Below are 15,055 nucleotides of genomic sequence, written 5' to 3'. Positions count from 1 at the left end.
TAATTCAAACTTTTATGAACTGTAAGAAACTGAACCACATATCTCACCTTAGCATCTCATTACTTTTATTATCAATTTTAATGCTTTCTAACTGTAAAGAAAAAAAGGCCGCTCCTTTTGTAATAGGTGCAGATATTTCATTCGTTCCCCAAAACGAAGCACGTAGAGGAAGTACCTATAAAGATATAAACGGAAATAAAAAAGATGTTGTTGAAATCATGAAAGAGCATCATTTTAACAATATAAGATTGCGTCTTTTTGTAAATCCAGAGGCCGAAAACGGATACTCTAAAAAAGGATTTTGTGGGCTTGAAGAAACTATAAAAATGGCAAAAAGAGCTAAAGATGCTGGAATGAATGTTACACTAGATTTTCATTATAGTGATACTTGGGCTGACCCTGACAAACAATTTAAACCAATGGCCTGGAAAGGACAAACAGGAAAAGAGTTGGAAAACAGTTTGTATAATTATACCAAAATGGCATTGAATAAATTCATAAAAGCAGATGCTGCTCCAGATATTATACAAATAGGGAATGAAATTAGTCACGGTATGGTTTGGCCAGAAGGCAAAGTGTTGGACAATGCAAAAGAAGAAGATTGGGCCGCTTTAATGGGACTATATAATGCTGGAGAAAAAGCATGCCGTGAAGTTTTACCAGAAGCAAAACTGATGATTCATTTAGCATTAGGAGGACAGAACAATTTGTGTCGTGAATTTTTAGATTATATGAAAAAGTATGATGCCGAATATGATATTATTGGATTGTCTTATTACGAAAGATGGCATGAAACTTATAATGATTTAAAAGCCAACTTATATGATTTATCTACTAGATATAATAAACCCGTTTGTGTAGCAGAGTATGGGGCTAGTAAAGAAAATATTAAAATTATAAATGATATCGTACGCTCCGTACCCAATAATTTAGGATATGGTACAATGGCATGGGAGCCAACTCGTGTTCTCTTTAATAGAGAAGGAAAAGCTTCAAAAGAAATTTTTTCTATTTATGATGATATTCATGAGCAATACTCAAACCCTAAAAGTCAGCCAATTGTACCCCCTCCTTTTAAAAGAACTATAGAAATTAAAAAACCCGTTATTGGTGCGGATATTTCATTTGTCCCTCAAGAAGAGTCTAGAGGTAAAAAATATTCAGATAAAGGGGTAGAAAAAGATGTTTTAGAAATTCTAAAAGATAATAAATTTAACTACATAAGATTACGTTTGTTTGTTGATCCAGATGCAGAAAAAGGATATTCAAGAGGAGGACAAGGTTTTTGTGGATTAGAAAAAACGTTAGAAATGGCTAAACGAATAAAAGCTACAGGAATGAAGTTTTTACTTGATTTACATTATAGTGATACCTGGGCAGATCCAGGGAAACAATACAAGCCGGCTTCATGGGAAAAAATTAACGGTTCTGCGTTAGAAGGACAAGTATATAAATACACCAATGAAACTATTAAAAAATTTATAGCAGAAGGTGTAAGACCTGATATGGTTCAGGTAGGTAATGAAATTAACAATGGTATGATTTGGCCACAAGGGAAACTTCCTGAAGGAGACGAAAAGTTAAACCCTGATGAAGAATGGGAAAGCTTTTGTGTTTTATTACGTTGTGCAAGTGCAGCTGTTCGTGCAGCAGATCCAAGCATTGTTGTAATGGTTCATATTGCAAGTGGAGGACAAAACAAAAGATCAGTAGCGTTTTTTAATAAAATTATTAGCAGAGATGTCAAATTTGATGTTATTGGTCAATCCTATTACCCAAAACACCATGGTACTTTAGAAGATTTAGAATTCAACCTTAATGATCTTGCTAAGCGTTATAAAAAGCCAATATTTGTAGTTGAATATTCTGAAAAACGAAAAGAAGTTAATGACATTGTCCATAATATTCCAAATGGTTTAGGTTATGGTACATTTATTTGGGAAGCTACCTCTACAGGTTGGGGAGGTTTATTTGATAGACAGGGAAATACAAATGAATTCATGAAAATTTATCCAAAAATTTATAGTGAATACACAAAGTAATATTTTAATCAAAATAGGAATGATTTATAAGTTCTGATTGTATTTATTGTGATAAATCAAGTGAATTCATTCAATATTTTAAATAAATAAAAACAAATGATAAAAATCTATAAAACTCTTATTTTAATAGTTTTTACAGTGTTTTTCTCAACAGCCCAAACGACTTCAGAAGGTTGGGTAAATTTTAATTCAAATTGGAAGTTTACCAAAGGAAACCCAACAAAAGCTAAAACAATAACTTTTGATGATTCTTTATGGGAAGAGATCAAAATACCTCATGATTGGGCCATAAAAGGTCCCTTTGATCCAAACGGAAATGGAGGAACCGGAAAATTACCTTGGAAGGGAGAAGGATGGTATCGTAAAAAACTCACAGTAAACTCTTTAGACAAAAGCAAAGAAATATACGTGAAATTTGATGGGATTATGTCTTCTCCAAAAATATATGTAAATGGAACTCTTGCTGGGGAATGGGACTATGGTTACAGTACTTTTTATTTAAATATATCTAAACATATTAAGTATGGTGAAAAAAACACCATTGCTATTTACGTAGACACTAGAAATCACGGAAGTCGTTGGTATCCGGGAGCCGGTATTTACAGAAAAGTAGAAATAAAAGTAAGTAATAAAGTACATAAAGAAATATGGGGAACATATATTACCACCCCTGTTGTGAAAAAAGCTTATGCTGAAATGCGAGTATTGACCAATGTTATTAACAAATGGGATAAAGATCAAAATGTTACTGTAAAGACTACTGTTATTAGCCCTGAAGGAAAACAAATTCAAAGCTTTAGAACAAAAGAGAGAAAAATATCTTCAAAAAACACCCTCGAGTTCGATTCATGGATGACGATTACCAAACCAACTTTATGGAGTCTTAACTGCCCTATTTTATATACGTTAAAAACAGATATCATTATTGATGGTCAGGTTGTTGATTCGAGCAAGACCTCATTTGGTTTTAGATCCTTTAAATTTACAGCTAATGATGGTTTGTTTATCAATGATCAGCATGTTCAAATAAAAGGTGTTAACCTTCATCACGATCATGGACCACTAGGTGCTGCATTTAACAAAAGGTCTATGGAGCGAAAATTAGAGATTATGAAAGAAATGGGCTGTAATGCCATTAGAACAAGTCATAACATATGTGCTCCTGAATTAATTGAATTGTGTGATAAAATGGGGATATTGGTTTTTAATGAGGCTTTTGATAAGTATGATAACAAAGCAGATATTCATTCACATACAGATTTTTATGAGTATGGTGAAAGAATCATCAAAAACTTTGTAATGAGAGATCGTAATAGTCCATCTGTTATTATTTGGAGTGTTGGAAACGAGATGGGAGATATTCAAGGAAACTCAAATTATGGATTGCAAAAATTAGCTGCAATGGTTGGGTTTGTTAAAAAATATGATATTACACGTCCTGTAACTATGGCTTGCGATCAAAATCAAAATGCACATTGGAGACATTTTGATTATTATGATTTACATGCCTATAATTATAGTCAGCGTTGGTTGCCAGCAAGAACGATGGAACCATCTAAAAGTGTAGTAATTAGTGAATCTGCATCAACCGTTAGTACTCGTGGTTATTATGATCTGAAGATTCCAGAAGATTTTTTAACACCTACTAAACAAAGAAGCTCTAATACTTACATAGAAAACATACCTGAAAGTGTGGTCGTTACTAAACAAAAAAATGAATCAAAAAGAAAAGCTAGTATGCCGTTTGTTGGTTCAAGAAGCTCAGCAAAGCCAAGAACACAGGTAAGTTCTTATGATACTGAAGCACCGTCTTGGGCAGAAGTTCTGGATGATGATTTTATGTGGCAAGAAAATGATCGTTATATCTCGGGAGAGTTTGTTTGGACTGGTTTTGACTATTTAGGAGAACCAACTCCTATTCGTTCAGCAAGGAGTTCATATTTTGGAATTGTTGATTTATGTGGAATGCCTAAAGATCGTTATTTTCTTTATCAAAGCTATTGGAGACCTGATTATAACATGGTGCATGTATTACCTCATTGGAATTGGAAAGGAAATCAAGGGAAAAATGTTCCTGTATTTGTTTATACAAATGGAGATGAAGCGGAGTTGTTTTTAAATGGTAAATCATTGGGGAAAAAAGCAAAAAAACCACAGTCAAATATTTCAAAAGAAAGATATCGTTTAATGTGGTTAGATGTTAAATACGAACCTGGTGAACTTAAGGCTGTTGCCTATAAACAAGGAAAAGTAATTGGAGAGAAAATAATTAAAACTGCAGGAAATCCTTATAAAATCAAACTAAGCCCAGATAGAAGTGTTATAAATGCAAACGGAGATGATTTGAGTTATATAATGGTTGAGGCTTATGATAAAGAAGGTAACCTTTGTCCTTTAGCCGATAACATGGTTAATTTTGAAATTAAAGGTTCTGGACAAATTGCAGCCGTTGGAAATGGGAACCCTCAATCATTAGAACCATATATAGCAAATTACAGAAAACTTTTTTACGGAAAAGCCATGCTAATTATCAAGTCAAAAGAACAAAAACCAGGTAAAATCAAAGTTACGGCAACTTCTAATGGATTAAAAACCGCTAAAATATCTATTACTACAAAATAAGCAGTATCCATTAGCTATGGCTACGGACATTTACAATTATTAAACGGAACATCAATTATTTTTTTTTATGAAAAACAAAATATATCATCGCAATTTTAAAGTTATTTTATTTTTACTTACAATATTTCTAACAGGTATTAAAGCTACTTTTGCACAGTCTTATAATATCAAAAATGATAGTTTTTGGGACACTAAAAATGGCAAACCTATATATAGTCAAGGGGGAGGTATTTTTAAGTTTAAAGATCCTAAGACTGGAAAACTAAAATATTATTGGTATGGAGTTCATTATAAGCAAGCAGAATTATATAGAAAGGATCCATCGGTTAATTATCCTAGAAATAATTTTCAAGCAGTTACTTGTTATTCCTCTACAGACTTAGTTAACTGGGAATTTGAAGCAAATGTTTTGACCAACGAAGAACTCGGTGGTAGAGGTTGGGCATGGCTTGGTAGAATGGGAGTTGCTTATGTGAAAGAAAAAAACGAATATGTATTAATTATTCAGTACGGTGGTAGAGTCCTTTTTGCTAATTCAGACTCTCCCATAGGAACTTTTAAAAAGAGTCATGTCAAAAGCATGAAAGATTGGATTGGTACAACAAATACAGGAGATCAAACTGTATTTACAGATGAAGATACAGGGAAATCATACCTAGTATATAGCTATGGAAAAGGACGAAATAAAATATACTTGTCTGAAATAGGCGTTAAAAATGATACGATTACTTTATTAGACTACAAACAGGTTTTTAAAGGAGCTGGTAGAGAAGGAAATTGTATGTTTAAATATAAAGGTAAATATTATATTGCAGCTTCTCAATTATATGGATGGGATGGATCTAACGCCTATTATCTTGTATCTGATAATATCTGGGGACCATATCTTCCAGAAAATGATATGCAAATATTTCCAGGAGCAGCAGACGATTATGCTCATATTTCTCAAACAGGTTTTTTCTATACAGTGAGAGGTAGTAAAAAAGAAACTGTTATTTTTTGTGGAGACCGTTGGTCTAATTTTGCAGGGAATGGATTAGGGTATAACCAATGGTGTCCATTGTCTTTTGATGGCGAAGTTCCTTATTTTAATTCTCTTAATTCATGGAATTTGAATGAAAAGACAGGCGAGTGGTCAGTAGCTGATGATAATAATTATGTAAAGAATGCAAGTTTTGAAGCTGATAGAAAAAGCATTCCTAGTTCTAGAAAACCTGTGCAAACTAGAATTCTAGGATGGGAAACTATGGTTGTTAAAGGAACTAAAATTTCTTTAGATTCAACATCTCCAGTTTTAAATCATGCCAATTCACAACAAGAACGTAAAATCGTAATTGGTGAAAGAAGTCTAAATATGAGTGACCATGTAGATTTTATTCGTAAAGTTTATCAAAAAATAAGTTCATCTCCATATGTTGAATTAGAAAATGGAACGTATATGTTAACGGCAAAAGTCAAACATAGTGATGGTTTTCAAAACCTAGAAATGTATGCTAAATCAGGTAAAAAGAATTATAAATTTTCAATAAAAAAACAAACTGATTGGAGTACCATAAGTATTAAGGATATTAAGGTGACAGATAACAAAATAGAGATTGGTTTTATAGCAGATGGAAAAGCCAATGCATATTGTTTGGTAGATGATGTATCATTAGTTAAAATGAATTAAGTTTTGTTTTTTTAGCCTTTACTAAAACTAACATAGAACAAATATTTAAATAAAAAAGACAGCTCATGAGCTGTCTTTTTTATTTAAATATAGTAATTACTCAACATACGTTAAACATTACTCCCCTCCTACTTATAAACTAAAAAATATATCAAAAAAAAATCGCTTAATTAAATTAAGCGATTGTATATTTCTTTTTGTATAATTTCTTTTTGGGAGTAAGAATATTTTCTATTCTTTTAACACGCATAAAAACATCTTCTACTTCTTTAGCATCTACCGTATTTTCTTCTGTAGAAGTTTCTGTTTTGGTTTCAGAATCCTTAGGATCTCCTTTTTCCAAACCATTGGCCTGTGTTGACAATGAAAGTGTCAATACAAAAACAAAAAGTAAATTTTTAATAATTACGTGCATCTTATTATTTAATTAGCACTGCAAATATAGGCTCAACACTGTTTCCTAAACATCACCCTAATGTTATCTAATCGTTAACAAACACATTCCGATTCCTACCTATATAATTGGAATTACGTTACAAAACATCCAAATCATTGTTCCCATCTGAAACATTATGCTCCAAATAAGCCCTAGAGCAAAAATGGGTCAAAAAGAAAAGACTTTATAAAGCTTCCTTTTTACCACTACAACAACTCTTAAGGCCTTATTTTTACTACTCTCTTCATCTATCATTTTGACTTTCTAGCCCTTTTTTTAGATTTTATTTTCAACGGTTTACAGACAAATAACATACAACTAATAAATATCTTTAATAATGTTAACAAGAATTCATATGAAAAACACACAAAACATTTCCAAACAAGAGATCTTAACAGCGTACATGAACCATGTGTTAGATTTTGACAATCAACCTAACTCTATCCATGCATTTGCAAAAAAACTTGGCATCGATGAAAAATATTTTTACAATCACTACACTTCTTTTGATCAAATAGCTGCTGACGTTTATGTTACTTTTTATGAAGAAAGTATCAAATTAATGATGTCTGAAATTTCTTATAATGAGTTAGACAGTAGAAACGAATTATTGGCTTTTTACTTTACTTTTTTCGAGCTTTTAACCAACAACAGAAGTTATGTGTTAAGTACTTTAAACAAACCCACAGTTGATTTAAAAAGAATAAAAGTATTTATCCCATTGAGAAATCGATTTAAAGAATTCATCAAATCTTTAAATATTGAAACACTTGATTTAAAACAAGAAAAGATAAATACTTTAAAGGAAAAGAGCATAGAAGAAATAGCTTGGACACAATTGTTGTTTACCATTAAATTCTGGATGGAAGATACTTCTCCAGGATTTGAGAAAACAGATGTCTTTATTGAAAAATCCGTAAATGCTTGTTTTGATTTGCTAGACTATACCCCACTTGAAAGTATTATAGACTTTGGAAAATTCTTTTTCAAAGAAAAAATTAAATCTCAATATTAAATGAAAACCATCAACAGTATACCCACAGGAAAAATACAAAGAGCTTCTAAACTAATTAGTACCGGAGCTAAAGTTGGAATAAATTACATTAAATACAATGTAGAAAAAACTGTTGGTGATGCTGCTACAGCAAAGACCAAATTAGATGAGTCTAACGCTACCGACATTTATGATAGCCTAAAAGACTTAAAAGGGAGTGCTTTAAAGGTAGCACAAATGCTTAGCATGGAAAAAAGCATGTTACCAAAAGCCTACGTGGAAAAATTTTCATTATCACAATTTTCAGTACCTCCCCTATCTTCTGCTTTGGTGCTTAAAACCTTTAGAAAATATTTTGGTAAAAGCCCCAATGAATTATATGATCATTTTGATTTAAACTCTGTAAACGCTGCAAGTATTGGTCAAGTACACAAAGCTACTTTGAATAACAAAACATTAGCGGTTAAAATACAATATCCTGGAGTGGCACAAAGCATCAGTTCCGATTTGGCTTTGGTAAAACCGATTGCCATAAGAATGTTTAATATTAAAGGAGAAGGATCAGACAAATACTTTAAAGAGGTAGAAGACAAATTAATTGAGGAAACCAATTATATTCTAGAAGTAGCGCAAAGTGTTGAAATTGCAAATGCTTGTAAACATATCCCTCACTTAAAATTTCCTAAATACTATCCTGAACTTTCTACGGATAGAATTATCACCATGGATTGGATGACTGGAGTTCATTTATCAGAGTTTGATATCAACAATGCTGATGAAAATATCAGAACGCAATTAGGTCAAGCTTTGTGGGATTTTTACATGTATCAAATCCACATCTTAAAAAAAGTCCATGCCGATCCACATCCTGGAAACTTTTTAATTTCAGAAAACAAAGAGTTAATTGCCTTAGACTTTGGATGTATGAAAAGCATTCCAAATGATTTTTATGTCCCTTATTTTGAATTGGCCAATCCAGAAATTATCAATGATGATATTTTGTTTAAAGAAAAATTATATGAACTAGAAATTTTAATTTCCGAAGATGGTCCTAAAGAAATTGCTTTTTTTACAGAGTTGTTTAAACAACTTTTAAGCTTGTTTACCCAACCTTTCCATCAAGAAATTTTTGATTTTTCAGATCCTGTGTTTTTTGGACAAATAGCCGAATTGGGTGAACGATTTAACAAAGACCCAAGAATTAAGGAAATGAATGGAAACCGAGGTTCTAAACATTTTATTTATATCAACAGAACCTTTTTTGGGCTTTATAATTTAATGTTCGATTTAAAATCAAAAAATATTAAAATTAACCATTACCAAAAATTCGCATGATTTCATTTACAAATAAAGAAATAGCCTCCCTAGAACACTTGTATAAAATAAATTTAGTCAATAGTGTCACAGGAATTAAATCTGCCAACTTAATAGGCTCCATCTCTAAAAATGGTATTGAGAATGTATCAGTATTTAGCTCTGTTGTTCATTTTGGATCAGAACCGCCTTTGTTAGGAATGGTTTTTAGACCTACTACGGTAGCCAGAAATACTTATGACAATATTAAAGAAACAGGATTTTATAGTATCAATGCCATTCATCAAGCTATCATAAAAGAGGCACATCATACCAGTGCTAAATACCCTGCTGACATTAGTGAATTTAATCAGACAGATTTAACTGCAGAATACAAATTAAATATTGATGTTCCGTTTGTGTACAAAGCTCCAGTTCAAATGTTGATGAAATACGTAAACGAATATCACATTAAAGAAAACGGAACCATAATGGTCTTAGGTGAAATTCAAAAGTTGTATCTTAAAGAAGAGTTGCTACAAGAAGATGGTTTTGTAAACTTAAGTCAAGGAGAAGTGGTTGGAATTAATGGTTTAGATGGATATATAAAAACCACATTATTAGAACGATTGCCCTATCAAAGACCCAAAAAAATAAACAAATAATGTTTGTAAAATTTAAAACACAAGCATTAGTATAAAGTATGATTAAAGCATAGATAGTGTATAGATAAAGTATAAAAACTACGTAATGAAAATCTTAATTACAGGTACCACAGGCTATATTGGCCTAAGATTAATTCCCGTGTTGTTAGAAAACACTGTGGAATTGGTATGCTGTGTAAGAGATTTAAATAGAACGCCTGTTGCTTATCTAAACCATCCAAAAATTACTTTTATAGAGGTTGATTTTCTAAAAAAAGAGACCTTAAACAACATTCCCAAAAACATTGATGCTGCTTATTACTTAATACATTCCATGTCTAATTCTAGCACCGATTTTTCTAATCTTGAAGCTAGTTGTGCCAAAAATTTTAAAGATTACATCAACCAAACAAATTGCAGACAAGTTATTTACTTAAGTGGTATTGTAAATGCTAAAACGTTATCCACTCATTTAAGTTCAAGAAAAAAAGTGGAAACTATTTTGGCTAGCGGTACTTATGCCTTAACTACGTTTAGAGCAGGAATTATTGTGGGTAGCGGAAGTGCTTCTTTTGAAATCATAAGAGATTTGGTAGAAAAACTCCCTATAATGATTACTCCAAAATGGTTAAATACCTTAACTCAACCTATTGGAATTGCAGATGTTATTTCTTTTTTATCTAAGGGATTATTAAAGTCTGAACTTTATAATAACTCTTATGATATTATGGGGCCTGAAACCCTTACTTATAAAGAAATGTTATTACAATTTGCACATGTAAGAGGTTTTAAAAGATGGATTTATACCGTTCCTGTAATGACTCCCAAGCTATCTTCATATTGGTTGTATTTTGTCACATCTACAAGTTATCCTTTAGCGGCTAGTTTGGTAAATAGTATGAAAGTTGAAATCATTGGAAAAAAATCTGACATCAATCAAATACTAAACATTCATCCCATTCCTTATAAAAAAGCAGTAAAAAACGCTTTTAAAATTATAGAACAAAACGGAACCATTTCTAGTTGGAAAGATGCTGTAAATACTCCACAACTAAATGATTCTTTAGGAAAGCACATCAACTTGCCTCATTTTGGGTGTTTTAAGGATGTTAGACATATGACTGTTATTGATGAACAAAAAACCTTAGATAAAATTTGGGCTATTGGAGGTGATAACGGTTGGTATTATGGAAATTTTTTATGGAAACTACGTGGTTACTTAGACCTACTTTTTGGGGGAGTTGGCCTAAGAAGAGGAAGAACCCACGCAACTGAAATTCAAACAGGAGATGCTTTAGATTTTTGGAGAGTGATTTATGCCAATAGAAATGAAAAAAGACTGCTATTATATGCTGAAATGAAAACGCCTGGAGAAGCTTGGTTAGAATTTAAAATTGTTAAAAATGAATTGTACCAAAGAGCTGTTTTTAGACCCAAAGGTTTGTTAGGCAGAATATACTGGTATGCGGTACTTCCTTTTCACGGATTTATTTTTAAAGGAATGATTCAAAATATTATAAAACCCTAAGAACATGCAAACAAAAGAACCTTTAGCAATTGTTTGGCTAAAACGTGATCTTAGATTACAAGATAACGAAGCCATTTTTAACGCTCTCAATACTGGTAAAAAAGTATTGTTATTATATGTGTTTGAAGAATTTTTAATCAAAGACCCTCATTACGATATAAGACATTGGAATTTTATTAAAGAATCTATTATTGATTTAAACAAAGAACTAATTCAGTACAATTCTAAAATATTAGCCGTTAATTCTGAAGTTGCTGCTACCATTAACCAATTAATGCAACATTATCATATTCAAGATTTGTTTTCTCATCAAGAAACAGGTTTGTTGTGTACTTATCACAGAGATCAAAAAATAACAAGATACTGTCACAATAATTTAATTAACTGGACAGAAAATATATGGAATGGAGTTTTAAGAGGTGTTCAAAACAGAAGGGGCTGGGTAGGACAATGGACTGCTTATATGGAAAGTCCACTTATTGATTTTAATCCCAAAAATCAATTACTTACCATCAAAGAAATTGAACATTTAGAAACTTTATTTACGGTTACAGATTTATCAACACCTATCATCACTCCTATTCAAAAAGGAGGAGTTACAGAGGCACTTAAATATCAAAATACTTTTTTTAAAGAAAGATATATCAATTATACCAAAGGAATTTCTAAGCCCGAATTGGCTCAAGAATCTTGTAGTAGATTATCACCTTATTTGGCATGGGGAAACTTATCAACCAGACAAGTTTGGCATGCTGCAAAAAACATTAGACCATTAAGTAAAAACAAAAAAGATTTAGATGCTTTTACCTCTAGATTAAAATGGCAAGCACACTTTATACAAAAATTTGAAATGGAGCATACCATGGAAGATTCTAGCATAAACAAAGGCTATCATATGTTAAAGAAAAGTATTTCTGTTAAATATCAAAAAGCTTGGCAAACTGGTCAAACTGGTGTTCCTATGATAGATGCTTGTATGAGATGTTTAAACGAAACAGGATATTTAAACTTTAGAATGAGAGCCATGATTGTTTCCTTTTTTACTCATTTATTATGGCAACCTTGGCAAGATTGTGCTGTGTATTTGTCTAAAATGTTTATTGATTTTGAACCTGGGATACATTTTGCGCAAGTACAAATGCAAGCAGGTGAGACAGGGATAAATACCTTAAGAATTTACAATCCTGTAAAAAACGGATATGAATTCGACACCAATGCTAATTTTATTAGAAAATGGGTTCCTGAATTGGCACATTTACAAACCAAACACATTCATGAACCTTACGCTATGACTCCCTTGGAACAAAATTTATTCAATATAAAATTGGGTGTTGATTATCCTGAACCTATTATTGACTTAAAAGAAAATAGAAAAAGAGCGAGTAAAATTCTATGGGAAATGAAAAATGATCCTTTGGTAATGCAAGAAAACGATAGAATTTTAGCAAAACACACTTTAAACAAAAGTACATTAAACATTGCGGGGTGATGAAGACAAATTTTAGTATAGAACAGATAGATAGAATTATAGAAATGGCTTGGGAAGACAGAACCCCTTTTGAAGCCATTACTTTTCAGTTTGGAATTTCAGAACAAGAAATAATTGAAATCATGAGAACTGAAATGAAACTCAGCAGTTTTAAAATGTGGCGAAAACGAGTGTCTGGAAGAAATACCAAACATTTAAAAAAGAGAAGTTTTGTAAAAGGATCTTTTAAATGTACTCGTCAAAAAAACATTACTCATAACAAAATATCAAAAAGATAACATTATGGCAACCTACCTTATTATTGGAGCATCAAGTGGAATTGGATTGGCAACTGCAAAATTGCTTAGTGAACAAGGGCACAAAATTATTGGAACGTATAACACCTCTACACCAGAAAATATTACTAATGTAGATTTTCATCAAGTAGATATTACGCAAGAAAATATTTCTTTTGATTTTATTCCAGAAGTAATCGACGGAATTGTATACTGTCCTGGAAGCATTAATTTACTTCCTTTTGCTAGAATAAAACCACAAGACTTTTTAAGTGATTATAATCTACAAGTTGTAGGAGCTGTAAAAACCATTCAGGCTTCTTTAAAAAACTTAAAAAAAGGAACAACTCCTAGTATCGTATTGTTTTCTACGGTGGCCGTTCAACAAGGATTTAACTTTCATACCCAGGTAGCCAGTTCTAAAGGAGCTATTGAAGGATTAACAAGAAGTTTGGCGGCAGAATTAAGTCCAACTATTCGTGTAAACTGTATTGCACCTTCTATTACACAAACACCATTAGCTGGAAAGTTATTAGGATCTGAAGCTAAGATTGATGCCAACGCACAAAGACATCCTTTAAAAAAAATAGGACAACCAAAAGATATTGCTCACATGGTTAAATTTTTGTTATCAAATGAAAGTTCATGGATAACTGGCCAAGTTTTAGCTGTAGACGGTGGTATGTCAAGCCTAAAAGTATAAAATCATGATCCTACCATTTTTAATTAAAATTCCAATTAAAAAGTTACAAAGACAACATCAAAAACTACTAAATGAAGCTTTGTCTTTTTTTAACAAAAACAAAAACATTGCCTACGCTAAAATTGAAGAAGCAGAAAAAATTGCCATTAAAATTCAGCGTTTAAAAAAACACATCGTTAATCATTAAAACTTACACATATGTTTTCATTTTTTAAAAATACATCTGAAACTGAAAAATTAGAAAAAGAATATAAAAAACTTTTAAATGAAGCTTATATTTTATCTAAAACCAATCGTACCAAAAGTGATGAAAAAACATATGAAGCAGAGCAAATAGCAATCAAAATTAAAGAATTAAAAAAATAATCATCATGGCATTTTATCAATTAAAAAAAGAGCAATTTATCAATGCTAGTTTAGAAGAGGTTTGGGATTTTATATCATCTCCCAAAAACCTAAAACATATTACTCCTCCACATATGGGATTTGACATTACTTCGGACAATAAGGATGATAAAATGTATCAAGGAATGATTATTAGCTATATAATAAAACCCATATTAGGGATTCCTACCAAATGGGTTACAGAAATCACTCATGTAGTGCCTAAAAAATATTTTGTTGATGAACAACGCATAGGTCCATACAAACTTTGGCACCACCAACATATATTAGAAGAAAAAAATGGTGGCATATATATGAAAGATATTGTTACCTATGAACCTCCTTTTGGATTTTTAGGAGCCTTTGCCAATTATTTATTCATAAAAAAACAATTAAATACTATTTTTAATTACCGATTTAACATAGTTAACAATATGTTTAGAACCTCAGCTAATCAAGTATAGTATAAGTTTAAAAAAATGTATATTTGACCTGTGTTAAAAAAATTTAGAAATAACGTTTTTATAAAAATTCTCTTTGGAATTTTAGGAATTCATCTATTTAATATTAGTATTGACATTCCTGTGCTTGCCCCTGTAAATCACTCACAAGAATTATCTTTTAACAATCAAGATAGTATTGTTGCGTTTTTACTAGAAAAAGTTTTAGATTTTGAAAATGCTATTGAAGAGCAAGAAACTAATGAAACTGGTGACTGCAAACAAAAAAACAATTTAAATATTGAGTTAATTTCAGCTAGGGGAACTTTTTTTAAAACAAAACTGACACGACTAAAAGAAACAAAGCATAAATTCCATGAACTTATTGTGCAAGTTACTGATGGTCATATTCAATTGGATACTCCTCCACCAAAGTATAATTTATAAATAATATATTAGACAAAATCCTTGTTTTTATAACTATAGGATTTAATTGCTATTTATTAAATATATTACTTGTTATAAATATCCTTGCC

General features: G+C 31.3%; 15 protein-coding genes. 14 read left to right on the top strand and 1 reads right to left on the bottom strand.

Annotated elements, in window-relative coordinates:
• Positions 1 to 14 precede the first annotated feature (14 nt).
• From QVZ41_RS11995 to QVZ41_RS11985, 3 genes are all read left to right on the top strand, one after another.
• Entirely contained in the window at positions 15 to 2,042 is a 2,028-nt protein-coding gene (locus tag QVZ41_RS11995; protein WP_302884834.1) for a glycoside hydrolase family 53 protein, read from the top strand.
• Positions 2,043 to 2,138: 96 nt separating this feature from the next.
• On the top strand, positions 2,139 to 4,664 hold the full coding sequence (locus QVZ41_RS11990) for a glycoside hydrolase family 2 TIM barrel-domain containing protein (RefSeq protein ID WP_302884833.1): 2,526 nt from the start codon (positions 2,139 to 2,141) through the stop codon (positions 4,662 to 4,664).
• A gap of 67 nt (positions 4,665 to 4,731) precedes the next feature.
• Entirely contained in the window at positions 4,732 to 6,333 is a 1,602-nt protein-coding gene (locus QVZ41_RS11985; protein ID WP_302884832.1) for a family 43 glycosylhydrolase, read from the top strand.
• Positions 6,334 to 6,508: 175 nt separating this feature from the next.
• Here the strand turns inward: QVZ41_RS11985 and QVZ41_RS11980 are convergent, their stop codons facing one another.
• Positions 6,509 to 6,748, bottom strand: coding sequence for a hypothetical protein (locus QVZ41_RS11980; protein WP_302884831.1), 240 nt, complete (start codon positions 6,746 to 6,748; stop codon positions 6,509 to 6,511).
• Between the two features lie 376 nt (positions 6,749 to 7,124).
• Between QVZ41_RS11980 and QVZ41_RS11975 the strand changes: the two genes are divergently transcribed.
• From QVZ41_RS11975 to QVZ41_RS11925, 11 genes are all read left to right on the top strand, one after another.
• Positions 7,125 to 7,784, top strand: a complete 660-nt coding sequence (locus QVZ41_RS11975) for a TetR family transcriptional regulator C-terminal domain-containing protein (RefSeq protein WP_302884830.1) — start codon at positions 7,125 to 7,127, stop codon at positions 7,782 to 7,784.
• Positions 7,785 to 9,098 carry an ABC1 kinase family protein gene (locus tag QVZ41_RS11970; RefSeq protein ID WP_302884829.1) on the top strand — a complete coding sequence of 438 codons (1,314 nt, stop codon included), beginning with the start codon at positions 7,785 to 7,787 and terminating at the stop codon, positions 9,096 to 9,098. It abuts the gene before it with no gap.
• The gene (locus QVZ41_RS11965; protein WP_302884828.1) at positions 9,095 to 9,721 is read left to right on the top strand and encodes a flavin reductase family protein; all 627 of its coding nucleotides are present in this window, start codon (positions 9,095 to 9,097) and stop codon (positions 9,719 to 9,721) included. Before QVZ41_RS11970 ends, QVZ41_RS11965 begins: the two co-directional genes overlap by 4 nt.
• An 85-nt stretch (positions 9,722 to 9,806) precedes the next feature.
• On the top strand, positions 9,807 to 11,228 hold the full coding sequence (locus QVZ41_RS11960; protein WP_302884827.1) for an SDR family oxidoreductase: 1,422 nt from the start codon (positions 9,807 to 9,809) through the stop codon (positions 11,226 to 11,228).
• A 4-nt stretch (positions 11,229 to 11,232) separates the two neighbouring features.
• A complete protein-coding gene (locus QVZ41_RS11955) occupies positions 11,233 to 12,717 on the top strand; it encodes a cryptochrome/deoxyribodipyrimidine photo-lyase family protein (protein ID WP_302884826.1) in 1,485 nt (494 codons plus the stop codon).
• Positions 12,717 to 12,995 carry a TIGR03643 family protein gene (locus QVZ41_RS11950; protein ID WP_302884825.1) on the top strand — a complete coding sequence of 93 codons (279 nt, stop codon included), beginning with the start codon at positions 12,717 to 12,719 and terminating at the stop codon, positions 12,993 to 12,995. Before QVZ41_RS11955 ends, QVZ41_RS11950 begins: the two co-directional genes overlap by 1 nt.
• 4 nt (positions 12,996 to 12,999) lie before the next feature.
• Positions 13,000 to 13,695 carry an SDR family NAD(P)-dependent oxidoreductase gene (locus QVZ41_RS11945; RefSeq protein ID WP_302884824.1) on the top strand — a complete coding sequence of 232 codons (696 nt, stop codon included), beginning with the start codon at positions 13,000 to 13,002 and terminating at the stop codon, positions 13,693 to 13,695.
• Positions 13,696 to 13,699: 4 nt separating this feature from the next.
• A complete protein-coding gene (locus tag QVZ41_RS11940) occupies positions 13,700 to 13,882 on the top strand; it encodes a Lacal_2735 family protein (protein ID WP_302884823.1) in 183 nt (60 codons plus the stop codon).
• A gap of 11 nt (positions 13,883 to 13,893) precedes the next feature.
• Positions 13,894 to 14,061 (top strand): Lacal_2735 family protein, encoded by a 168-nt coding sequence (locus tag QVZ41_RS11935; RefSeq protein WP_302884822.1) that lies wholly within the window; start codon positions 13,894 to 13,896, stop codon positions 14,059 to 14,061.
• A gap of 5 nt (positions 14,062 to 14,066) precedes the next feature.
• Complete coding sequence (locus QVZ41_RS11930; RefSeq protein WP_302884821.1) at positions 14,067 to 14,543, top strand: SRPBCC family protein; 477 nt, start codon at positions 14,067 to 14,069, stop codon at positions 14,541 to 14,543.
• Between the two features lie 30 nt (positions 14,544 to 14,573).
• Complete coding sequence (locus tag QVZ41_RS11925; RefSeq protein ID WP_302884820.1) at positions 14,574 to 14,966, top strand: hypothetical protein; 393 nt, start codon at positions 14,574 to 14,576, stop codon at positions 14,964 to 14,966.
• Positions 14,967 to 15,055 lie beyond the last annotated feature (89 nt).

The organism is Wenyingzhuangia gilva (assembly GCF_030519655.1).
GTDB classification, from domain to species: Bacteria; Bacteroidota; Bacteroidia; order Flavobacteriales; family Flavobacteriaceae; genus Wenyingzhuangia; species Wenyingzhuangia gilva.
This window is presented reverse-complemented; position numbering and strand designations above follow the sequence as displayed.

Excerpts from the sequence above, each read along its gene's own strand:
- QVZ41_RS11995 (WP_302884834.1), top strand. The coding sequence starts at position 15 with ATGAACTGTAAGAAACTGAACCACATATCTCACCTTAGCATCTCATTA.
- QVZ41_RS11990 (WP_302884833.1), top strand. The coding sequence starts at position 2,139 with ATGATAAAAATCTATAAAACTCTTATTTTAATAGTTTTTACAGTGTTT.
- QVZ41_RS11985 (WP_302884832.1), top strand. The coding sequence starts at position 4,732 with ATGAAAAACAAAATATATCATCGCAATTTTAAAGTTATTTTATTTTTA.
- QVZ41_RS11980 (WP_302884831.1), bottom strand. The coding sequence starts at position 6,748 with ATGCACGTAATTATTAAAAATTTACTTTTTGTTTTTGTATTGACACTT.
- QVZ41_RS11975 (WP_302884830.1), top strand. The coding sequence starts at position 7,125 with ATGAAAAACACACAAAACATTTCCAAACAAGAGATCTTAACAGCGTAC.
- QVZ41_RS11970 (WP_302884829.1), top strand. The coding sequence starts at position 7,785 with ATGAAAACCATCAACAGTATACCCACAGGAAAAATACAAAGAGCTTCT.
- QVZ41_RS11965 (WP_302884828.1), top strand. The coding sequence starts at position 9,095 with ATGATTTCATTTACAAATAAAGAAATAGCCTCCCTAGAACACTTGTAT.
- QVZ41_RS11960 (WP_302884827.1), top strand. The coding sequence starts at position 9,807 with ATGAAAATCTTAATTACAGGTACCACAGGCTATATTGGCCTAAGATTA.
- QVZ41_RS11955 (WP_302884826.1), top strand. The coding sequence starts at position 11,233 with ATGCAAACAAAAGAACCTTTAGCAATTGTTTGGCTAAAACGTGATCTT.
- QVZ41_RS11950 (WP_302884825.1), top strand. The coding sequence starts at position 12,717 with ATGAAGACAAATTTTAGTATAGAACAGATAGATAGAATTATAGAAATG.
- QVZ41_RS11945 (WP_302884824.1), top strand. The coding sequence starts at position 13,000 with ATGGCAACCTACCTTATTATTGGAGCATCAAGTGGAATTGGATTGGCA.
- QVZ41_RS11940 (WP_302884823.1), top strand. The coding sequence starts at position 13,700 with ATGATCCTACCATTTTTAATTAAAATTCCAATTAAAAAGTTACAAAGA.
- QVZ41_RS11935 (WP_302884822.1), top strand. The coding sequence starts at position 13,894 with ATGTTTTCATTTTTTAAAAATACATCTGAAACTGAAAAATTAGAAAAA.
- QVZ41_RS11930 (WP_302884821.1), top strand. The coding sequence starts at position 14,067 with ATGGCATTTTATCAATTAAAAAAAGAGCAATTTATCAATGCTAGTTTA.